The sequence below is a fragment of the Streptomyces sp. NPDC002851 genome (assembly GCF_053591935.1).
This window is the reverse complement of sequence record NZ_JBSFUT010000018.1, coordinates 156,784-176,813: the sequence shown is the minus strand read 5'-3', so window position 1 is coordinate 176,813 and position 20,030 is coordinate 156,784. Positions and strand designations below refer to the sequence as shown.

The window sequence follows — 20,030 nt, the reverse complement described above, 5'->3', positions numbered from 1 at the left end:
TGGCCGGTCCGGTCGTCGACGTGGTAGGCGACGACGTTGTAGAGCTTGCCGGAGAAGTTGATCTTCATGCCGTGGGTCAGGTGCCCGCCGTGCGCCAGGTCGAGCCCGAGGATCGTGTCACCGGGCTTGAGCAGCGCGAACATCGCTGCGGCATTGGCCTGGGCGCCCGAGTGCGGCTGCACGTTCGCGGCCTCGGCGCCGAACAGCGCTGTGATCCGGTCGATGGCCAACTGCTCGATGACATCGACGTGCTCACAGCCGCCGTAGTAGCGGCGGCCGGGGTAGCCCTCGGCGTACTTGTTGGTGAGGACCGAGCCCTGGGCCTCCATGACCGCGACCGGGGCGAAGTTCTCCGAGGCGATCATTTCGAGCGTGGACTGCTGGCGGTGCAGCTCGGCGTCGACGGCGGCGGCAATGTCCGGGTCGAGCTCGTAGAGGGGCTGGTTGAGAACGGTCATCGGCGGGCTCCTAGGCGCAAGGGAAGGGGAGACGGACGCTTACGGGACGGCGGCTGTCGCGGCGGGCGTGAGCGTGCGGCGGAGGCGGTTGAACAGCTTCGGCTGGTTCATGGCGAGTACGGCTACGGGGGCACCCTCATGCCGGTAGACGGCCGCGAAGGAGCGGCTGTCGGTGTCGCCCTCGACGATCTCGGGCTCGGCGCCGGGAGCGACGTGTCCGGCGAGCTGGATGCGCACCCGGTACTGGTCGGACCAGAAGTGCGGTGGGGAGACCGGGGCGGGCGCCGACGTACCCGAAAGCAGCGTGCGGGCGGCGGTCCTCGCCTGCTCCGTGGCGTTGCTCCAGTGCTCGATACGGGCGTGCCGACCGGTGAACGGGTTGGGGCAGCGGGCGACGTCACCGACGGCCACCACGCCCGGAACGCTGCTCGCGCACCCGGCGTCGCACACCACACCGTCGTCCACCTCGACGCCGGAACCGGCGAGCCAGTCCGTGGCGGGCCGTACGCCCACCCCGAGTACGACGACGTCGGCGGGCAGCAGGCGGCCGTCCGTCAGGTGCACCCCGGTGACGCGGTCGTTCCCGGCGAACCCTGTCACGCCGGTACCGCACAGCAGGCGCACGCCGTGGTCGGCGTGGAGCGAGGAGCACACCAGGCCCATCTCGCGGCCAAGGGTCCGTTCGAGCGGTACCTCGAGCGCCTCGACGACGGTGACGTGCAGACCGAGGCGGTGGGCGGTGGACGCGACCTCGGCGCCGATGAACCCGGCACCGACGACGACGACCCGGGGCAGGCCGGTCAGCAACTCGGCGCGCAGGGCCACGGCATCGTCCAGCGTGCGCAGGGTGTGCACCCCGGCGAGTCCGTCCGCGCCGGGCATCGTCCGGGCACCGGCGCCGGTCGCGATGACGACTCCGTCGGTGCGCAGCTGCTGCCCACCGGCGAGCGTGATCGTCCGGGCCGCGGGGTCGAGCCGCAGCGCGCTCTCACCGAGCAGCCACCGCGCCTCCAGGTCCTCGAAGTCCTCCGGGTCGCCCAGGGCGAGCGCGTCGGTGTCGAGGTCGCCCTTGAGGAAGTCCTTGGACAGCGGCGGGCGGTCGTAGGGGAGGTGGCGTTCCCGCCCCACGACGGTGATGTCCCCGTCGAAGCCCTCCGCGCGCAGCGCGCGGACCGTGCTGAAGCCGGCCAGCGAGGCGCCGACGACAGTGATGCTCTTCACGCCGGCTCCGCGACCGAGATGTGGAGCACGATGTGGCCGTCTTCCACGGAGACCTTGTGGGTGCGCACCGGGAACTTCGCCGGGAGGCAGGTCGGCTGGCCGTTCCGCAGGTCGAAGAAGGCCGCGTGCAGGGGGCATTCGACCCAGCAGCCCTCCAGCCAGCCGTCGGACAGCGAGGCGTCCTGGTGCGTGCAGGTGTCGTCGATCGCGTAGACCTCGCCGTCCTCGGTGTGGAACACCGCGACGGGGGCCGCCACGCCGTCGGTCACGCGGATGGACTCGCCGGGGGGCAGGTCCTCGATGCGGCACACCGTGATCATGGGAAAACCTCCAGGGGCGGAGAGATCGAATCCAAAGGCGTTTCGTAATGCACAACGCGGCTTGCTATGCGCAACAAACTGTTCCTTTGGTTTGAGGGGCTGTCAAGAGGGAATTGGCACCGATTCACCGCGACCCACGGCGGCAGCCACCCCGTCGTCGCGACGGCCCTCCGTCGGCAACACAAAACGGCTGGTGACGCAGCTTTTTCGCGGCGACACCAGCCGTTGATCGGCCCGTCCCCCTGCTGGAAGGGCTGAGGGGCAGGGGGACGGGTGTATGGGGGGCGGGGACGGGTCAGGCGGAGGCCCGGGGGCTCAGCGCCCCGTCAGCGCCGGATACGGGACATCTGCGGGTCGAACAGGGGCTCCGCGGCGGTACGGGCCGGAACCCTGGCGCCGAAGTACTCGATCTCCACCCGTGTGCCGGGAGCGGCGTGCTCGGCGGGCAGCCAGGCGTAGGCGATCGGGGCTCCCACCGTGTAGCCGTACGCGGCGCTGGTGACATAGCCGACCGCCCGGCCGTCCACATGGACCGGTTCGTGGCCCATCACCACGGACTTCTCGTCCTCGATCACCAGGGCGGTGAGCCGGCGCCCGACGGTCTCCTCGCTGACTCCCACCAGCGCCGGGCGGCCGGTGAAGTGCGGTTTGCCGCGGCGGACGGCGAAGCCGAGCCCGGCCTCGTACGGGTTGTGCTCGGTGGTCATGTCGGTGCCCCAGGAGCGATGCCCCTTCTCCAGGCGCAGGCTGTTCAAGGCGCTGTGACCGGCGGCGATGATGCCGAGCTCCTGTCCGGCTTCCCAGAGGGTGTCCCACAGGTGGGTGCCGAGGTCGGCCGTGGTGTGGATCTCCCAGCCGAGTTCACCGACGTACGACCGGCGGATGGCGGTGACGGGGACGTCGCCGAGGTGGGCCTGCTTGGCGGTGGCGTAGCCGAAGCCCTGGTGGGAGAAGTCGGTATCGGTCAGCGGCTGCAGCAGGTCGCGGGCGCGGGGGCCCCACACGCCCAGGCAGCAGGTACCGGCGGTGCTGTCGCGCACCTGCACGGAGCCGTCGCCGGGCAGGTGGCGGCGCAGCCAGTCGAGGTCGAGGCTGCCATGGGCGGCGACCTGGAAGCGTTCGGGGTCCAGGCGGGCGACGGTCAGGTCACCGCGGATGCCTCCGGCCTCGTCGAGCAGCAGGGTGTGGGTGACCGATCCCGTCCGCTTGTCCAGCTGGTTGGTCGTCAGTACCTGGAGGAAGGTGAGCGCTTCGGGGCCGGTGACCTCAAGCCGTTTCAGCGGCGTCAGGTCGTACAGGGCCACGCGCTCGCGGGTGACCAGGGCCTCGGCACCGGCGATCGGCGACCAGTGGCGGGCGGCCCAGGCGTTGCGGTCGGGGATCCGGTCCACCTGGGGCAGCGAGGCGTTGGCCTCGTACCACTGTGGTCGCTCCCAGCCCGCCTCATCCCGGAAGACCGCGCCGAGATCGGCCTGCCGGGAGTGGAAGGGGCTGACCCGCAGGGGGCGGCGGGTGGACTCCGTCGGTTGCCACGGGTGCCGGATGTCGTACGCCTCGACGTAGGTACGGCAACTGCGTTCTCGTACGTACGAAGGGGCCAGTTGCGCCTCCTCGAAGCGGTTGAGGTCGCACGCGTGGACGTCGGTCGTGGACCGGCCGTCGACCAGCCACTCGGCCATCGCCCTGGCCACCCCGGCGGAGTGGGTGACCGACACGGCCTCCGCCAGCCAGTACCCCTGGACCTTCGGCGACTCGCCAAGCAGGGGCATGCCGTCGGGGGTGAAGGAGACCACGCCGTTGACGCCCTCCTCGACCTTCGCGTCGGCCAGGGACGGGAGCAGGTCGAGGGAGTCGGCCCAGGCGTGCTCGAAGTCGAGCGCGGTGAATTCCAGGGCGGACGGCGGCGCGGCGGTGTCGCACGGGTGCGGAATGTCGTCCAAGGAGACGGGTATCGGCAGGTGCGCGTAGGAGCCGATGCCGATCCGGTCGACGTGTGCGCGGTAGTACAGACCGGCGTCCGGGTGGCACAGGATCGGCAGGGATGCCTCGGCGCGCTCGTCGCCGCGTCCTTCGAGCGCCGGGAGCGGGGTGGTCCTGGCGTACTGGTGGGCCAGCGGCACCAGCGGTACCGCCTGCCCGACCATCCGCCCGGTCTTCGGCCCCCAGAACCCGGCGCAGGAGACCACGAGGTCCGCGGGGAAGGTGCCCTGGTCGGTGACGACCGCGCTGACCCGGTCCCCGCTCGTCTCGATCCCGGTCACGGTGTGATGACCGTGGAACCGTGCCCCGCGGGCCATCGCCGTACGCGCCTGCGCCTCGCTCGCCCGCAGGGCATCGGCGAGGCCGTCACCGGGGACGTGGCACCCGCCGAGGATCCGCTCCGGGTCGAGCAACGGGTGCAGCGCGGCGGACTCCTCGGGCGTCAGGAGATGGCTCTCCACGCCCCAGGAGGTCAGCCACCCGTGCCGACGCCGGAGCTCCGCGAGCCGCTCGGGGGTTGTCGCCACCTCCAGGCCGCCGACCTGCCGGTAACACGGCCGTCCGTCCAGGGTCAGCCGACGGTACTTCTCGGCGGTGTAGCGGGCGAACTCCGTCAGGGTCTTCGAGGCGTGGGTCTGGAACACCAGACCGGGGTCGAGCGAGGTAGAGCCGCCCGTGGCGAAGAGCGGGCCTTGCTCCAGGACGGTGACGTCCGTCCAGCCGCGTGCGGTCAGTTCGTCGCTGAGCGCGCACCCGACGATCCCGGCACCGATGATGACCACCCTGGTCAAAGGATCACCACCGAGCGCAGCACCTCACTGCGGTGCATCTTCTCGAACGCCTTCTCCACTCCGTCCAGGGCGATCTTCTCGCTGACGAAGGCGCTCAGGTCGAAGCGGCCTTGCAGGTAGAGGTCGATCAGGGCGGGGAAGTCCCGGGACGGCAGGCAGTCGCCGTACCAGGAGGACTTCAGCGCACCGCCGCGCCCGAAGACGTCGAGCAGGGGCAGGTCGACGGTCAACTCCGGGGTGGGGACGCCGACCAGGACGACGGTCCCGGCCAGGTCGCGGGCGTAGAACGCCTGCTTGAACGTCTCGGGACGCCCCACCGCGTCCACGACGACATCGGCACCGAAGCCGCCGGTGAGGGTACGAATGCCCTCGACGGCATCGGTCTTGGCGGCGTTGACGGTGCCGGTGGCGCCGAACTTCTCGGCCCGGTCCAGCTTCCGCTCGTCGATGTCGACGGCGATGATGCGGCTGGCCCCGGCCACCTTGGCGCCCGCGATGGCGGCCATGCCCACGCCTCCGCAGCCGATCACCGCGATCGAGTCGCCCCGGCCGACGGCGCCCGTGTTGACCGCGGCGCCGAACCCGGCCATCACCCCGCAGCCGAGCAGGCCCGCCGAGGCGGCCGAGGCGGCCGAATCGACCTTGGTGCACTGGCCCGCGGCGACCAGGGTCTTTTCGGCGAACGCGCCGATGCCGAGGGCCGGGGAGAGCGGGGTGCCGTCGGTGAGTGTCATCGACTGGGAGGCGTTGTGGGTGTCGAAGCAGTACTGCGGGCGGCCGCGCCGACAGGACCGGCAAGTGCCGCACACCGCACGCCAGTTGAGGACGACGAAGTCGCCGGGGGCGACATCGGTGACGCCCTCGCCGACGGCCTCCACCACGCCCGCCGCCTCGTGACCGAGGAGAAAGGGGAACGCGTCGTCGATGCCGCCCTCCCGGTAGTGCAGGTCGGTGTGGCAGACGCCGCAGGCCCGCACCTGCACCAGCGCCTCGCCCGGCCCGGGGTCGGGCACCAGGATGGTCTCCACCGAGACCGGAGCGCCCTTTTCCAGGGCGACAACGGCGCGTACCTCTTGTGTCACGGTCGTGCTCCTACATGACGGACCGGCCGATGGCAGGCCTCGGCCGGATGTTCTGGACGGTGGGGCCGTCGATCGCGCGGCTCTGCGGTGATCGACGGGGGAGCGGGGTGCAATTTCTGTTGCTCGTGGGCGTTCCGCGCGAACAACGGGCGATGGCCGCGATGGCTCGCGCAACAGATTGCGGTGTGGTGCGACTTCGGCGTGACGGGCTGTGGCTGAGCTGGCTTCCATGTTGCGCACTGCACATCTTGATTCGCTTTGCGCAACAATCTGTCCTCTGGTGCCCCGCTGTCAAGAGACGTCCGGGTCCGCATGTCCGATCTCTTGACAGTCATCTTCGAGTAGCCAAACTGTTGCTGATCGCGGAATAGGAGACGTCATACGCAACAACAGGCGGGTGGCAGCTTCGGATGCTCCGGGCCGGACCATCGCAAAACTGGCCGAGGATACTGAACGTATGGGCACATCCAAATCCCGGGCGTCTTCCATGTCGCCGTCCCACCTGTTCGCCGACCGGCGTACGCGGAGTCGGCGTGAGGTGCGGCGCCGGTCGCCGGGCGGGCGCGTGCGCTCCCTGCTGAGCACGCGGAGCGTCGCCGGCCAGGTGTTCCTGCTGCAGCTGGTGGTCGTCATCCTGCTCGTCCTGGCGGCCGTGGCCGCCCTCGTACTGCAGGAACGGCGCGACAGCCTTCAGGAGGCCTACGACCGCTCGCTCGTCGGTGCCCAGACCTTCGCGCACGCCCCGGGGACGCTGGCGGCCATGCGGTCCGACGACCCCACGGCGCTGCTCCAGCCCCGGGCGGAGGAAGCCCGGAAGGCCGCCAAGGTCGATTACGTCATCGCGTTCAATACCAACGGCATCCGTTGGACCCACCCCGACCCGAACCTGATCGGCAAGCACGTCGTCGGCTCCTACTCCGAAGCGCTCGCGGGCAAGACGCACCTGGAGACGTACAACACCCCCGGGGTCGGCCGCGCCGTGGACGCGATGGTCCCCGTCTTCGACGCCGACCGGTCGGTGGTCGGCCTGGTGTCCGTCGGCGTCACGGTCGAGAGCGTGAACGCGCGGGTGGCGGACCAACTGCCGCTCCTGTTCGGCTTCGCCGGTGGCGGTCTGGTGCTGCTCACCGGCGGGTCGGCGCTGGTGAGCCACCGGCTGCGGCGCCAGACGCACGGTCTCGAACCGGCCGAGATGACGCGGATGTACGAGCACCACGACGCGGTCCTGCACTCCGTACGCGAGGGCGTGCTGATCGTCGGGGGCGACGGGCGGCTGCTGCTCGCCAACGACGAGGCGCGCCGCCTCCTCGATCTGCCGCCGGACGCGGAGCGGCGGCAGATCACCGACCTGGGCCTGGAAGTGGGCACCGCCGAGCTGCTCGCCTCGGGCCGGACGGCCACCGACGAGGTGCATCTGTCCGGGGACCGGCTCCTCGCGGTCAACCTGCGGCCGGTCGACAACGACGGCGGCGAGGCGGGCAGCGTGGCCACGCTGCGCGACACCACCGAACTGCGGGCCCTCGCGGGCCGCGCCGAGGTGGCCCGGGAACGCCTGCAACTCCTGTACGAGGCCGGGGTGCGGGTCGGCACCACCCTGGACGTGGTGCGCACCGCCGAGGAACTGGCCGAGGTGGTGGTTCCCCGGTTCGCCGACTACGTCACCGTCGAGCTGCTCGAGGCCGTCCCGCGCGGCGAGGAGCCGAACAGCGCGAGCACCGAAATGCGCCGCACCGCGATCGGCGGCATCCGCGACGACCAGCCCTTCCTGCCGGTCGGCGAGCTGATCCAATTCGTGCCCGGCCACCCGATCGCCGACAGTGTGGCGACCGGCCAGGCCATCCTCGAGCCGGACCTGACCGCCACCGACGGCTGGCGCACCCAGCACCCGGAAGTCGCCCAGCGAGTCCTGGACTACGGCATCCGCTCGCTGATCTCGGTGCCGCTGCGGGCCCGGGGCGTGGTCCTTGGAACGGCCAGTTTCTGGCGCTCGGAGAGCGTGCCCTTCGAACCGGAGGATCTGCACTTCGCCGAGGAGCTGGCGGCCCGGGCCGCGGTGTCCATCGACAACGCCCGCCGCTACACCCGCGAGCACACCATGGCGGTCACCCTGCAACGCAGCCTGCTGCCCCACGGGCTGCCCGAGCATCCCGGCATCGAGGTGGCCCACCGCTATCTGCCCGCGCAGGCCGGGGTGGGCGGCGACTGGTTCGACGTCATCCCGCTGCCCGGTGCCCGGGTGGCCCTCGTGGTGGGCGACGTGGTGGGGCACGGCCTGCACGCCGCGGCCACCATGGGGCGGCTGCGCACCGCCGTACACAACTTCTCCGCCCTGGACCTGCCGCCCGACGAGCTCCTCAGCCACCTGGACGAGCTGGTCGCCCGCATCGACCAGGACGAGGGCACCGAGGGCGACAGTGCGGGAATCATGGGCGCGACCTGCCTGTACGCGATCTACGACCCGGCCTCCGGAAAATGCTCACTGGCCCGCGCCGGCCACCCGGGACCGGCCGTGGTGCGCCCCGACGGCACCGTGGAGTACCCGCATGTGCCGGTCTCCCCACCGCTGGGCCTGGGCGGCAGCCTGCCGTTCGAGACGGCCGAGCTGCACCTGTCCGAGGGCTCCCAGCTGGTGCTCTACACCGACGGCCTCATCGAGGACGAGCGCGATATCGACGCCGGTCTGGAACGGCTGCGCAGCGCCCTGGCCCACCGGGACCGCAGTCCGGAGCAGACCTGTAAGGCGGTCTTCGACACGGTGCTGCCCACCCGCCCCCGAGACGACATCGCCCTGCTCGTCGCCCGCACCCGGCTCCTTGAGCCGGACCAAGTCGTCGACTGGGACGTACCGAAGGAGCCCGCCGCCGTCGCCCAGGTCCGTGCCGACGTCACCCGTCAGCTGGAGGCCTGGGGCCTGGACCAAGTGGCCTTCACCACCGAGCTGCTGATCAGCGAGCTCGTCACCAACGCCATCCGCTACGGCGCCGACCCCATCCGGCTCCGCCTGCTCTACGACGGCGCCAGCCTGATCTGCGAAGTCGCCGACGGCAGCAGCACCTCCCCGCATCTGCGCCGCGCGAAGACCACCGACGAGGGCGGGCGCGGCCTGTTCCTGGTCGCGCAGTGCGCTCAGCGCTGGGGCACCCGCTACACCGCGCGCGGCAAGGTCATCTGGACCGAACAGTTCCCGCACGACCCGGCGGCCGACTCCGGTGCGGCCCTGGGCGACGCGCTTCTTGATCAATGGGACGACGTCGAGTTCTGAGGTCGGTGCGCCGAATCCTTGACCACTGGTCGGCACTCGATGATGCTGTGTTGCGGAACGCGAGATGCGTACCGTAATAAGCAACAGAAGCAACAGAGATTCAGGTCTCGTACCAGCCGAGGAGTGGCCATGACACACCAGGTCCGTGCTGTTGTCGCGCGGGGGAAGGGCGCCCCCGTCAGCTTGGAAACGATCCTCGTGCCGGACCCGGGTCCGGGTGAGGCACTGGTGAAGATCGAGGCCTGCGGGGTCTGCCACACCGATCTGCACTACCGCGAGGGCGGCATCAACGACGAGTTCCCCTTCCTGCTCGGCCACGAGGCCGCGGGGGTCGTGGAGTCCGTGGGAGAAGGCGTCACCGACGTCGCCCCCGGTGACTTCGTCATCCTCAACTGGCGTGCGGTCTGTGGGCAGTGCCGGGCCTGCAGCAAGGGACAGCCCCAGTACTGCTTCGACACCCACAACGCGAAGCAGAAGATGACCCTGACGGATGGCACCGAGCTGTCACCGGCCCTCGGCATCGGCGCGTTCGCGGAGAAGACGCTGGTGGCGGCCGGGCAGTGCACCAAGGTCGACCAGGCCGCGTCGGCGGCCGCCGCCGGTCTCCTCGGGTGCGGGGTGATGGCGGGCATCGGCGCGGCCATCAATACGGGCAAGGTCGGACGCGGTGACAGCGTGGCGGTCATCGGCTGCGGAGGCGTAGGGGCCGCGGCGATCGTCGGCTCGAACCTCGCGGGCGCGGCGAAGATCATCGCGGTGGACATCGACGACCTCAAGCTGGAGACCGCCAAGGAACTGGGCGCGACCCACACCGTCAACTCCAAGAACGCCGATCCGATCGAGGCGATCCGCGAGCTGACCGGCGGCTTCGGCGCCGATGTGGTCGTGGAGGCGGTGGGCCGCCCGGAAACGTACCAGCAGGCCTTCTACGCCCGCGACTTGGCGGGCACGGTCGTCCTCGTCGGTGTGCCGACCCCGGAGATGAAGCTGGAACTGCCGCTGCTCGACGTCTTCGGCCGGGGCGGCGCGCTCAAGTCCTCCTGGTACGGCGACTGCCTGCCGAGCCGGGACTTCCCGATGCTCATCGACCTCTACCTCCAGGGCCGTCTGGACCTGGACGCCTTCGTCACCGAGACCATCGCGCTCGACGAGGTCGAGAAGGCCTTCGAGCGGATGCACCGCGGCGACGTGCTGCGTTCGGTGGTGGTCCTGTGATGGCCGGGGTCCGTATCGAACATCTCGTCACGTCGGGGACGTTCTCGCTGGACGGCGGCACCTGGGACGTCGACAACAATGTGTGGATCATCGGCGACGACGACGAAGCGATCGTCATCGACGCCGCACATGACGCCGAGGCGATCGATGACGTCCTCGGCGGGCGCACCCTGCGGGCCATCGTCTGCACCCACGCCCATAACGACCACATCGACGCCGCGCCCGAACTCGCCGAGCGCACCGGCGCCCCGATCCTGCTCCACGGCGACGACCTGCCGCTGTGGAAGCAGACCCACCCCGAGCGGCTGCCGGACGGCGAGCTGGTCGACGGCCAGGTCCTCACGGTGGCCGGTGTCGAGCTGATCGTGCTGCACACCCCCGGCCATGCCCCCGGTGCGGTGTGCCTGCACGCCCCGGTCCTGACGGCCCTCTTCAGCGGTGACACGCTCTTCGCGGGCGGCCCGGGCGCCACGGGAAGGTCGTACAGCCACTTCCCGACCATCGTCGATTCCATCCGGGACCGACTCCTCACGCTGCCGGGCGGCACCGTCGTGCACACCGGCCACGGGGAGACGACCACCATCGGGGCCGAGGCCCCGCACCTGCAGGAGTGGATCGACCGCGGCTTCTGACCGCGCCCGTTCCGAACAACGCACGCCCGCCTCGTTGGCCCGTACGGCCGACGAGGCGGGCGTGTGTGTGTCCGCCGGTGCGGCCCGTCTCTGGCCGTTGCGGGAAGCGACCTAAGTTGCGTGATGAGAAACGCAATCCTGCGGCTCGGCCGGCTTCCTGAATGCCTTGACACGGGTTCTGGGCGAACCTCAAACTGATGTTGCGCTTACCGCATCCCGTTTCGTTATACGCACTGAGGTGTGATGATGATTCTCGCGTGCCGTCTCGCGGACCTCCCGCGAGGAGAGGCCCTCCGGCTCGACATCGACCCGCCGGTCTCGGTGTTCCACACCGACGACGGCGAGATCTTCGCCATCGACGACACCTGCACCCACCAGGACGCCTCGCTCTCCGACGGCTGGCTGGAGGGCTGCTGGGTCGAATGCCCGCTGCACGCTTCGAAGTTCAACCTGAAGACCGGTGCCGTCGACGCCCCACCGGCCAAGCGCCCCGTCCGCACCCATGAGGTCCTCATCGAGGACGGCATGGTCTACGTGGAGCTGTCCACGTCCGCCCCCAACCTGCCGCCCTGCGTCGCGGCCCGCCTCGTCGGGGCTTCCGCGTGAGGACGGTGGCCGTGGTGGGCGCCTCGCTGGCCGGTCTGTCGGCGGCGCGCTCGCTGCGGAATCAGGGGTACGACGGGCGGCTCGTCGTCATCGGGGACGAGCTCCAACGCCCGTACGACAGGCCCCCGTTGTCGAAAGAGTTCCTCCTCGGCACCATCGGCGAAGCGGAGCTGGCGCTCGAGGGGGACGACGAGGGCCTGCGAGCGGAATGGCTGCTCGGCACCCGTGCCACCGCACTCGACCCCACGGACCGCGCCGTCCGGCTCGCCGACGGCCGGGAGGTCCGCGCCGACGGCTTCGTCATCGCGACCGGCGCCGCCGCACGCACCTTGCCCGGCACCGAGGGCCTGGCCGGTGTGCACACCCTGCGCACCCTGGACGACGCTCGCGCCCTGCGGGACGAACTGGCCCGCGGCGGACGGTTGGTGGTGATCGGCGGCGGCTTCATCGGCGCCGAGGTGGCCTCCACCGCGTACGCCCTCGGGCTCGATGTGACGGTGGTCGAGGCAGCCCCGACGCCGCTCGCCGGGCCGCTCGGCGCGACCATGGGCGGCATCGTCTCCGCTCTCCACACGGACCACGGCGTACGGCTGTTGTGCGGTGTGGGCGTCAAGGGGCTGAGCGGGGAGCGCCAGGTGGACGCCGTGCTGCTCGAGGACGGCCGGAGCATCCCCGCCGACATCGTCGTGGTCGGGGTCGGCGCACGCCCCTGCGTCGAGTGGCTGGAAGGATCCGGCGTCGAGCTCGACAACGGGGTCAAGTGCGGCGCGGACGGCCGCACCAGCCTGGCCGGAGTGGTCGCGGTCGGTGACTGCGCCAACTGGTACGACCCCCGTACCGGTGCCCATCGCCGTGTCGAGCACTGGACCGGTGCGCGGGAGCGCGCCGATGCGGCCGTGGCGACGCTGCTGTCCTGGGGCGCGAAGGAAGCGGGCGTGCCCCGGCCGCCGTACTTCTGGTCGGATCAGTACGGCGTGAAGATCCAGTTCGCCGGTCATGCGGCCGGCGCCGACAGCGTGACGATCGAGGAAGGTGCCGCGGACGACCGTAATGTCCTGGCCGTCTACCGGCGGGCCGGTCTTCCGGTCGCTGTGCTCGGCATGAACCAGCCGCGGCTTTTCACCCGCTGGCGCAAGCACCTTGCGCTGACGGCAATTTGACGGCCGGTGCGGTCCGGACCGGGCCTCGGCCGGACGGGCCGCTCAGCCCAGGTACCCCATCCGGTGGCTGATCTCCTCGGCACCCTTGATCAGCATGGGTGCGAGCTCGTGCAGGCGGTCCTGGGTGAGCCGGTACGCGGGTCCGGAGGCGCTCAGGGCCGCGACGACGTCCCCGTCCCGGTTGCGGATCGGAGCGGCCATGGCGTGCAGACCGAGCTCCAGCTCTTCCAGGGCCCAGGCGTAGCCCGCCTCGCGGATCTCGACGAGGTTCTTCTCGAGCTTCGTCTTCGCGGTGAAGGTGTGCGCGGTGATCTTCTTCAGGCCGGTCTCGGCGAGGAGCGTCGCGCGCTCCTTGGTGGGCAGGTGGGCCAGGAGGATCTTGCCGCTCGAGGTGGCGTGCAGCGGGGTCAGTTGGCCGACCCAGTTCTGTGCGGCGACGGCTCCCGGGCCGCGGACCTGGTAGAGGTTGACCGCGTAGTGCTCCTGCATCACGGCGATATTGACGGTCTCGCCGATGGCCTCGGCCATGTCCTCGCAGACCGGTCGGCCCTGCTGGGTGATGTCGATGCGTCCCGTGACGGCACCGGCCAGGCGCACGATGCCGAAGCTGAGGCGGTACTTGCCGCGCTCGCCCGCCTGTTCCACCAGGCCGCGCACTTCCAGGGCGCCGAGCAGGCGGAAGGCGGTGGATTTGTGAACATCGATCTCGGCCGCCACCTCGCTGACGCCTGCCTCGCCGCGGTGGGCCAGGATCTCGAGGACGCTGATGGCGCGGTCGACCGACTGCACTCCGCCGGCGTGTGGAGTTGAGGTTTCGGTATCAAGGTAGTAGTTGCTCACAGCGAAACTATACCCACAGGAAACAACGCCATTACAAATATCATTGCCGGAATGTGAATCTTGAAGGTTTCGCATAACACAACGTGACGCAAATTACGCTACTCCTTGGAGTGCTCCCACGTATCTACGGCATGAGCGTGGACGGGGTGCTATGAGTCTCCGTAATACGACTTCGTCATCGTCGGCGGCGGATCGGAAAAAGCCCGGTGGGCGGTGCGCACAGTGTGCACCGCCCACCGGAAATTTCCGTGTCCGCCTATGTGGTACGGGAGTTGACCAGGGCGTCCTCGGCTTCCTCGCTGTCCTCGGCGTCATGCGACGGAACCGCGTGGGACGTGGCCCCGTTCTCCAGGCCCTCCTCGAACGCCGTGACGGCCTGATCGATGAGCCGTTCCTCCTGCTTCTTCTGTCGGGCGGCCAGATAGGCCTGACGTTCCTGACGGAAGGACCTGAGCATGGCGATGCTCATCCCGATCATCACGAGGCTGAAGGGCAGCGCCGTGATGATGGCCGCTGTCTGGAGCGTGGTCAGCGCCGCGGTTCCCGTACCGCTGGCGATCAGCAGCGCAATGGCCACGGCCCCCTCGGAGAAGGCCCAGAACACACGGCTCCACACCGGCGGCTCCGGATCGCCGCCGGAGGCCAGCATGTCGACCACATAGCTGCCGGAGTCGGAGGAGGTGACGAAGAACAGCACGATCAGCAGGAGTGCCGCTCCGGCGACGAAGGCCCCACCCGGCAGGGTGTGGAGCAGCTCGAAGAACGCGCTGCTCGTACCGACGGTGCCGTCCTCGCCCACCAGTCCGCCGTCACCGACCGTCTCGCGGTGCAGCGCCGAGCCGCCGAAGACGGCGAACCAGACGAAGGTCAGCAGAGTCGGTACGAGCAGCACACCCGTGACGAACTCGCGAACGGTACGCCCGCGGGAGATACGCGCGATGAAGATGCCGACGAACGGGGCCCAGGAGATCCACCAGCCCCAGTAGAAGACCGTCCATCCGCTGATCCATTTGGTGCCCTCGGCGCCTTGGTCGGCACCGGTGTCGAAGCTCAGCGAGAGGATGTTGTGGAGATACGCGCCGATGTCCTGGACGAAGACATTGAGGATGAACAGCGTCGGGCCGGCGATGAGTACGAACAGCATCAGGACGCCGGCCAGCGTCATATTGATGTTGGACAGCCACTTGATGCCCTTGCCGATGCCCGAGACCACGGAGACGGTGGCGATCAGGGTGATGCCGGCGATGAGGGCGATTTGCGCCGGCTTGCCGGGGTTGGTCACCCATCCCTGGGACTCGAGCCCCGAGGCGATCTGGAGAACGCCGAAGCCGAGCGAGGTGGCCACGCCGAAGAGGGTGCCGACGATGGCGATGGTGTCGATGGCGTCGCCCCAGGCGCCCTTGATCCGCTTGCCGAGGATCGGCTCCAGGGCCCAGCGGATCGAGACGGGACGGCCCTTGCGGTGGATGGCGTACGCGACGGCGAGGCCGACCACGACGTACACGGCCCAGGGGTGGATGCCCCAGTGCAGGAACGTCTGGATCATGGCGAACTCGCTGCGCTCGGCCGTGCCCTCACCGACACCTGGCTTCGGCGAGGCGAAGTGGGTCAAAGGCTCGGCCACACCCCAGAAGACAAGCCCGATGCCCATCCCCGCGGCGAACAGCATCGCCAGCCACGAACCCAGACCGAACTCGGCCTTCTCGCCGTCCTTGCCGAGCTTGATGTCCCCGTAGCGGCCGATACCGACCCACAGGACGAAGATCACAAAGAGCGAGACAAGGGCCATGTAGTACCAGCCGAGGCCGCCGACGATCTCCTCCTGGATCGTGCTGATCGTGCTCTGCGCCGAGCCACTGAAGACCGTGGAGTACAGCACGAAGCCGAGAATGATGATCGCGGAGGGCCAGAAGACCCGCGGTGCGATCGATCCCGTATGGGACCGGGTCTCCTCTCTCACTTGATCCGTGCTGTCATCCGGAGATTTCGTCGTCTGGTGGGCGGCCATGCTCACATTCCTTCTGTCGTCGGGCTCGGGCATGGACGGCCGGACACGGAGGCCCGACCTCGGCGATCCCAGCGGTTTCCACCGGCCCGGACCACCGTGAGTCGTTGCGTAGTAAGAGACTGTTCTCTATAGGCGCAACAGCGAACACTCCCTTGTGCCCCACCGTCAAGCCCCTTCTCACCAGTCGTTGGGATCGCCGCCACCATGGGGATGCGTACGGGCTCACGCCGTGGCTGTGCCTAGGAGCTGGCCCGCGAGCTTGTTGAGGCGCTGTACGGTGCGCCCCTGAGGGCGTACAGGGGCAGCGGGCCGGTCTCGCAGGCGCCCGGGTGTACGGGACGGCGATCATGAGTGGGTCGGCCGCGAACACGGTGAGCGCCCGCTGGGACTGGGCGTAGGCGGCGAGGCGGAAGTAGCGGCGGGCGCGGTGCGGGTCGCTCCACTGGATGGCTGCGGAGCACTGTGCGCGCGTACGAACTGGATACTGTACAAAGGGAGTTGGCAAGCCATCGCGACCGGACGGCGACGAGCCGACGCGAGCGCCGGGTGTCCGTCGGTCGCGGCGCCCGCGCCGGTGTGCGGAAGCTGTCTCAGCGCGAGGCGGGCATCTCCGGACAGCGCGGCGTGCGGTCTCCACCGCCCTCGGCCCTCCCCGAGGTCAGGGTGGGTCAGGCGCTTCGGGCGCGGCGCAGGAGCAGGTACATCTCGCAGCCGAGGCAGTAGCCGAAGGCCGCGTTCAGGAAGGCCGCGGCGAGGGCGAGTGCCGTGGCTGTCAGGCCGAGCCAGTCGGCGCCCACGAAGTAGCCGACGGTGCCGACCAGGGCGAAGGTGAAGCCGACGCCCTGGGCGAAGCGGGGTGGGCGGGCGTCCTCCAGCTCGCGCGGCGGGGCGAGCCTGGGGCGGACTGCCACGCGGTACAGCCAGCCGTACGGCGAATACCGCAGGCCGAAGAACGCACCGAGCGCGAAGACCACGGCCTGCACGGCGAGCAGGGTGCCGCTGCCGGTGATCAGTACCGCGCAGAGGACGAGGGTGGTCAGTACGGCGGCGAAGCGGGGGCCGCGCGGGTCTGTCTGCATGAGGGGGCTCCGGGAAGGGGGGAGGACCGTGACGGTGATCGAGGCGGCGGCGGTGGTGTCGGCGACAGCGGCAGGGTAAAGGGGTACGGGCCGGTGGGGCAGACTGGCGGCATGACCGGGTTGGTGGTGTGCGTCGTGGTGCTCGCGCTGGCGAGCGTCTTCGGGGTGGTGCGGACGGCGCGCAACGGCCGGTTCCGGAGCCGGGCCGCGGATGGTGAAGTCCGCCTGTCGGCGCGGGACATCGGGGCCGAGTTGGGGGAGCGGGTCACGCTCCTTCAGTTCTCGACCGAGTTCTGCCAGCCGTGCCGGGCGACGCGACGGCTCCTGGCGGAAGTCGCCGGGTCGGTGCCGGGGGTGGCACACGTGGAGCTCGACGCGGAGGACCGGCTCGAGCTGGTGCGGCGCCTGGACATTCTGCGCACTCCTACCGTGCTCGTACTCGACCCGAGCGGCCGGGTCGTCCGCAGGTCGTCGGGGCAGCCACGGCGTGCGGACGTGATCGAGGCCATTGGGCAGGGCGAATAGGCCCGCGGAGGCGTCGAGGGCACGAACTTTGACCCGGAAAAGAGGCCCCCAGTACGGTTCGGAATCTCGTACTCCGGTAATCCTCGAACAAGTGGAGAGACCTCCAGTGGAAGCACCCACGACACCGCCCGCACGCACGCAACACCTGGCGATGGAGGTGCCGGGCTGGTTGCAGGACAATGCCGAGACGATCACCGGCTCGCTGCTCCGCATTCTGCTCGTCATCCTGGCGGCTCTCGTCGTCCGTACGCTGACCAAGCGGCTCATCAAGCGCGTGGTGGCCCGCATCCTGCAGACCGGCGGGAACGGCGGGAGCGGCGGGAATGGCGGGGACAGCGGGGACGCTGCCGGGCGCGAGCCGCGCCGCAACGGGCGCGGTCCCGCCGTCCTGCAGCGTGACCCCAGCCGCGCCGCGGAGCGCCGCGAGCAGCGCGCCAAGACCATCGGGGCGGTGCTCGGCAGCATCGCCACGGTCGCCATCACCACCATGGCCCTCGCCATGATCCTCGGCGAGATCGGCATCGCCCTCGGCCCGCTCCTCGCCAGCGCCGGTGTGGTGGGCCTGGCCATCGGCTTCGGTGCGCAGAGCCTGGTCGCCGACTATCTCTCCGGTCTGCTGATCATGGTCGAGGACCAGTACGGCGTCGGCGACACCGTCGACCTCGGTGAGGCCGTCGGCGAGGTCGAGCACGTCGGCCTGCGGCTCACCCAGGTCCGCGACCTCAACGGCGGTCTGTGGCACATCCGCAACGGCGAGATCATGCGGGTGCGGAACGACAGCCAGGACTGGGCGCGCGCCGTCCTCGACGTCGGCGTGGCCTACGACTCCAACCTGGACACCGTGTACGAGGTCCTGGAGCGGACCGGAAACGAACTGCACGAGGACCCGGAGCAGGGGCCGCTGCTCCTCGAGGAGCCCTCGGTCTGGGGCGTGCAGTCCCTGGACGCGGACGCGGTCGTCGTCCGCATGGCCGTGAAGACCCAGCCGCTCAAGCAGTGGGCCATCACGCGCGAACTGCGCCGCCGGGTCAAGGAGAACCTGGACGCGGCGGGCGTCGAGATCCCCTTCCAGCAGCGCACCGTCTGGATGCGCCATGCCGATGTGTCCGCCGGCGACGGCAGCGACGCGAAGGCCACCGTCCCGAAGGGCCGGGAAGCGGCCTCCACGCACTGACCCCCGCGGCCCGGCCCGCACCACGGCCTTCCGTCCGGACATCACGCCGGGCGGAAGGCCGTTGTCGTTGCGAGGATCGTTCAGCGGAGCCGCTCGGAGGAGCAGTTCAGAGAAATCGTTCAGAGGAAGCTGACGTTCTGCGCCAGCGCGAGGTGGCTGGAGTAGTTGATGGTGTTCGTCGCCGGTCGCATGTAGGCGCGCCAGGAGTCGGAGCCGGACTCGCGACCGCCGCCGGTCTCCTTCTCGCCGCCGAAGGCACCGCCGATCTCCGCGCCGGACGTACCGATATTGACGTTGGCGATGCCGCAGTCCGAGCCCTCGGCGGACAGGAAGAGCTCGGCCTCCTGCTGGTCCCGGGTGAAGATGCTGGAGGAGAGGCCCTGGGGCACGTCGTTGTGCAGGGCGATCGCCTCTTCGAGGGTGTCGTACGTCAGCACGTACAGGATCGGGGCGAAGGTCTCCTGCCGTACGACATCGGTCTGTTCGTCGACTCGGACCATGACGGGCTCGACGTACGCCGCCTGCGGTGCCGATTCGGCAAGCCGACGGTTGCCACCTGCGAGCAGTTTGCCGCCCTCGGCCTGCGCCCGGGTCACGGCGTCCTGCATCCCGTCGAGCGCCCGGGTGGAGATGAGCGGGCCGACCAGCGTGGCCTCGTCGAAGGGGTTGCCGATGGGGAGCTTGGCATACGCGGCGGTCAGGCGGGCCACGAGCGTGTCGGCGATATCGCGGTGGACGATGAGACGGCGCAGCGTGGTGCAGCGCTGCCCCGCGGTACCGGCCGCGGCGAAGACGATGCCCTGGACGGCGAGATCGAGGTCGGCGGAGGGCGCGACGACCGCGGCGTTGTTGCCGCCGAGCTCCAGGAGGCTGCGGCCGAAGCGGGCCGCGACCCGGGGCCCGACCTCGCGGCCCATCCGGGTGGAGCCGGTCGCGCTGACGAGCGCCACACGCGGGTCGTCGACGAGCTTCTCGCCGACGGCCCGGTCACCGAGCACCAGACGGTGCAGGTCCCGCGGCGCGCCGGCCTCTTCGGCGGCCCGGGCGAGCAGCCGGTCGCAGGCCAGGGAGATCAGCGGGGTGAGTTCGGAGGGCTTCCAGACCACGGTGTCGCCGCAGGCCAGGGCGACGGCGGTGTTCCACGACCACACGGCGGCCGGGAAGTTGAACGCGGAGATGACCCCCACCACGCCGAGCGGGTGCCAGGTCTCGGCCAGGCGGTGACCCGGGCGCTCGGAGGCGATGGTGCGGCCGTACAACTGCCGCGACAGGCCCACCGCGAAGTCGCAGATGTCGATCATCTCCTGGACCTCACCGAGCGCCTCCGAGCGGATCTTGCCCGCCTCGATGGTCACGAGGTCGGCCAGATCGCTCTTGTGCTCGCGCAGCAACTCGCCGAGGCGGCGCACGAGTTCGCCGCGGCGGGGCGCGGGCGTGCTGCGCCAGGTGCGGAACGCCTCGTGGGCGGCGGCGATGGCCGCCTCCGTGTCGGCGGCGGTCGCGGCGGTCAGGCCGAAGAGGTCGTCGCCGGTGATCGGGGTACGGGCCTGGAAGTCGCTGCCCTCGGGCACGCGCACGCCGACGCGCTCGAGGGCGGTACGGGCCCGCTCGCGCAGCTCTTCGGTGGTGGGAAGGGCGGTGTTCGTCATGATGCTCCCTTGGGATGGGGGGATGGAG

General features: G+C 70.1%; 15 protein-coding genes and 2 pseudogenes. 7 read left to right on the top strand and 10 right to left on the bottom strand.

Annotation, left to right across the window (positions count from 1 at the left end; genetic code table 11):
• The 5 genes and pseudogenes from ACWD10_RS20865 to ACWD10_RS20845 all read right to left on the bottom strand — a co-directional run.
• Positions 1–458 (bottom strand): annotated as a pseudogene (locus ACWD10_RS20865) (serine hydroxymethyltransferase); the annotation flags it as partial.
• A gap of 39 nt (positions 459–497) precedes the next feature.
• Positions 498–1,679, bottom strand: coding sequence for an NAD(P)/FAD-dependent oxidoreductase (locus tag ACWD10_RS20860; RefSeq protein ID WP_451093012.1), 1,182 nt, complete (start codon positions 1,677–1,679; stop codon positions 498–500).
• Entirely contained in the window at positions 1,676–1,999 is a 324-nt protein-coding gene (locus ACWD10_RS20855; RefSeq protein WP_451093010.1) for a bifunctional 3-phenylpropionate/cinnamic acid dioxygenase ferredoxin subunit, read from the bottom strand. Before ACWD10_RS20855 ends, ACWD10_RS20860 begins: the two co-directional genes overlap by 4 nt.
• A gap of 326 nt (positions 2,000–2,325) precedes the next feature.
• Entirely contained in the window at positions 2,326–4,770 is a 2,445-nt protein-coding gene (locus ACWD10_RS20850) for a GcvT family protein (RefSeq protein WP_451093008.1), read from the bottom strand.
• Entirely contained in the window at positions 4,767–5,852 is a 1,086-nt protein-coding gene (locus ACWD10_RS20845; protein WP_451093006.1) for an S-(hydroxymethyl)mycothiol dehydrogenase, read from the bottom strand. Before ACWD10_RS20845 ends, ACWD10_RS20850 begins: the two co-directional genes overlap by 4 nt.
• 457 nt (positions 5,853–6,309) lie before the next feature.
• Between ACWD10_RS20845 and ACWD10_RS20840 the strand changes: the two genes are divergently transcribed.
• The 5 genes from ACWD10_RS20840 to ACWD10_RS20820 all read left to right on the top strand — a co-directional run bounded on the left by ACWD10_RS20840 (position 6,310) and on the right by ACWD10_RS20820 (position 12,727).
• On the top strand, positions 6,310–9,114 hold the full coding sequence (locus tag ACWD10_RS20840; protein ID WP_451093004.1) for a SpoIIE family protein phosphatase: 2,805 nt from the start codon (positions 6,310–6,312) through the stop codon (positions 9,112–9,114).
• Between the two features lie 129 nt (positions 9,115–9,243).
• The gene (locus tag ACWD10_RS20835; RefSeq protein WP_451093002.1) at positions 9,244–10,329 is read left to right on the top strand and encodes an S-(hydroxymethyl)mycothiol dehydrogenase; all 1,086 of its coding nucleotides are present in this window, start codon (positions 9,244–9,246) and stop codon (positions 10,327–10,329) included.
• Entirely contained in the window at positions 10,329–10,961 is a 633-nt protein-coding gene (locus ACWD10_RS20830; protein WP_451093000.1) for an MBL fold metallo-hydrolase, read from the top strand. Before ACWD10_RS20835 ends, ACWD10_RS20830 begins: the two co-directional genes overlap by 1 nt.
• A gap of 243 nt (positions 10,962–11,204) precedes the next feature.
• Positions 11,205–11,567: a bifunctional 3-phenylpropionate/cinnamic acid dioxygenase ferredoxin subunit gene (locus tag ACWD10_RS20825; RefSeq protein WP_451093043.1), complete on the top strand. Its 363-nt coding sequence runs from the start codon at positions 11,205–11,207 to the stop codon at positions 11,565–11,567.
• A complete protein-coding gene (locus ACWD10_RS20820) occupies positions 11,564–12,727 on the top strand; it encodes an NAD(P)/FAD-dependent oxidoreductase (RefSeq protein ID WP_451092998.1) in 1,164 nt (387 codons plus the stop codon). Before ACWD10_RS20825 ends, ACWD10_RS20820 begins: the two co-directional genes overlap by 4 nt.
• 42 nt (positions 12,728–12,769) lie before the next feature.
• Here ACWD10_RS20820 and ACWD10_RS20815 read toward each other — a convergent pair whose 3' ends face one another.
• From ACWD10_RS20815 to ACWD10_RS20800, 4 genes and pseudogenes are all read right to left on the bottom strand, one after another.
• Positions 12,770–13,516 carry an IclR family transcriptional regulator gene (locus ACWD10_RS20815; RefSeq protein WP_451093041.1) on the bottom strand — a complete coding sequence of 249 codons (747 nt, stop codon included), beginning with the start codon at positions 13,514–13,516 and terminating at the stop codon, positions 12,770–12,772.
• A 307-nt stretch (positions 13,517–13,823) separates the two neighbouring features.
• The gene (locus tag ACWD10_RS20810) at positions 13,824–15,527 is read right to left on the bottom strand and encodes a BCCT family transporter (protein ID WP_451092996.1); all 1,704 of its coding nucleotides are present in this window, start codon (positions 15,525–15,527) and stop codon (positions 13,824–13,826) included.
• A 326-nt stretch (positions 15,528–15,853) separates the two neighbouring features.
• Positions 15,854–16,032 (bottom strand): annotated as a pseudogene (locus tag ACWD10_RS20805) (SDR family NAD(P)-dependent oxidoreductase); the annotation flags it as partial.
• A gap of 211 nt (positions 16,033–16,243) precedes the next feature.
• Entirely contained in the window at positions 16,244–16,654 is a 411-nt protein-coding gene (locus ACWD10_RS20800; protein WP_451092994.1) for a DUF4395 domain-containing protein, read from the bottom strand.
• Between the two features lie 111 nt (positions 16,655–16,765).
• On the opposite strand from ACWD10_RS20800, the gene ACWD10_RS20795 reads away from it, so the two are divergent.
• A complete protein-coding gene (locus tag ACWD10_RS20795; RefSeq protein ID WP_451092992.1) occupies positions 16,766–17,179 on the top strand; it encodes a TlpA family protein disulfide reductase in 414 nt (137 codons plus the stop codon).
• Between the two features lie 106 nt (positions 17,180–17,285).
• Positions 17,286–18,353 carry a mechanosensitive ion channel family protein gene (locus ACWD10_RS20790; RefSeq protein WP_451092990.1) on the top strand — a complete coding sequence of 356 codons (1,068 nt, stop codon included), beginning with the start codon at positions 17,286–17,288 and terminating at the stop codon, positions 18,351–18,353.
• A gap of 119 nt (positions 18,354–18,472) precedes the next feature.
• On the opposite strand, the gene amaB is transcribed toward ACWD10_RS20790, so the two are convergent.
• The gene (amaB, locus tag ACWD10_RS20785) at positions 18,473–20,002 is read right to left on the bottom strand and encodes an L-piperidine-6-carboxylate dehydrogenase (protein ID WP_451092988.1); all 1,530 of its coding nucleotides are present in this window, start codon (positions 20,000–20,002) and stop codon (positions 18,473–18,475) included.
• Positions 20,003–20,030 lie beyond the last annotated feature (28 nt).

Coding starts and splice junctions, on each gene's coding strand:
- ACWD10_RS20855 (WP_451093010.1), bottom strand. CDS start 1,999: ATGATCACGGTGTGCCGCATCGAGGACCTGCCCCCCGGCGAGTCCATC.
- ACWD10_RS20840 (WP_451093004.1), top strand. CDS start 6,310: ATGGGCACATCCAAATCCCGGGCGTCTTCCATGTCGCCGTCCCACCTG.
- ACWD10_RS20835 (WP_451093002.1), top strand. CDS start 9,244: ATGACACACCAGGTCCGTGCTGTTGTCGCGCGGGGGAAGGGCGCCCCC.
- ACWD10_RS20830 (WP_451093000.1), top strand. CDS start 10,329: ATGGCCGGGGTCCGTATCGAACATCTCGTCACGTCGGGGACGTTCTCG.
- ACWD10_RS20825 (WP_451093043.1), top strand. CDS start 11,205: ATGATGATTCTCGCGTGCCGTCTCGCGGACCTCCCGCGAGGAGAGGCC.
- ACWD10_RS20800 (WP_451092994.1), bottom strand. CDS start 16,654: ATGCAGACAGACCCGCGCGGCCCCCGCTTCGCCGCCGTACTGACCACC.
- ACWD10_RS20795 (WP_451092992.1), top strand. CDS start 16,766: ATGACCGGGTTGGTGGTGTGCGTCGTGGTGCTCGCGCTGGCGAGCGTC.
- amaB (WP_451092988.1), bottom strand. CDS start 20,002: ATGACGAACACCGCCCTTCCCACCACCGAAGAGCTGCGCGAGCGGGCC.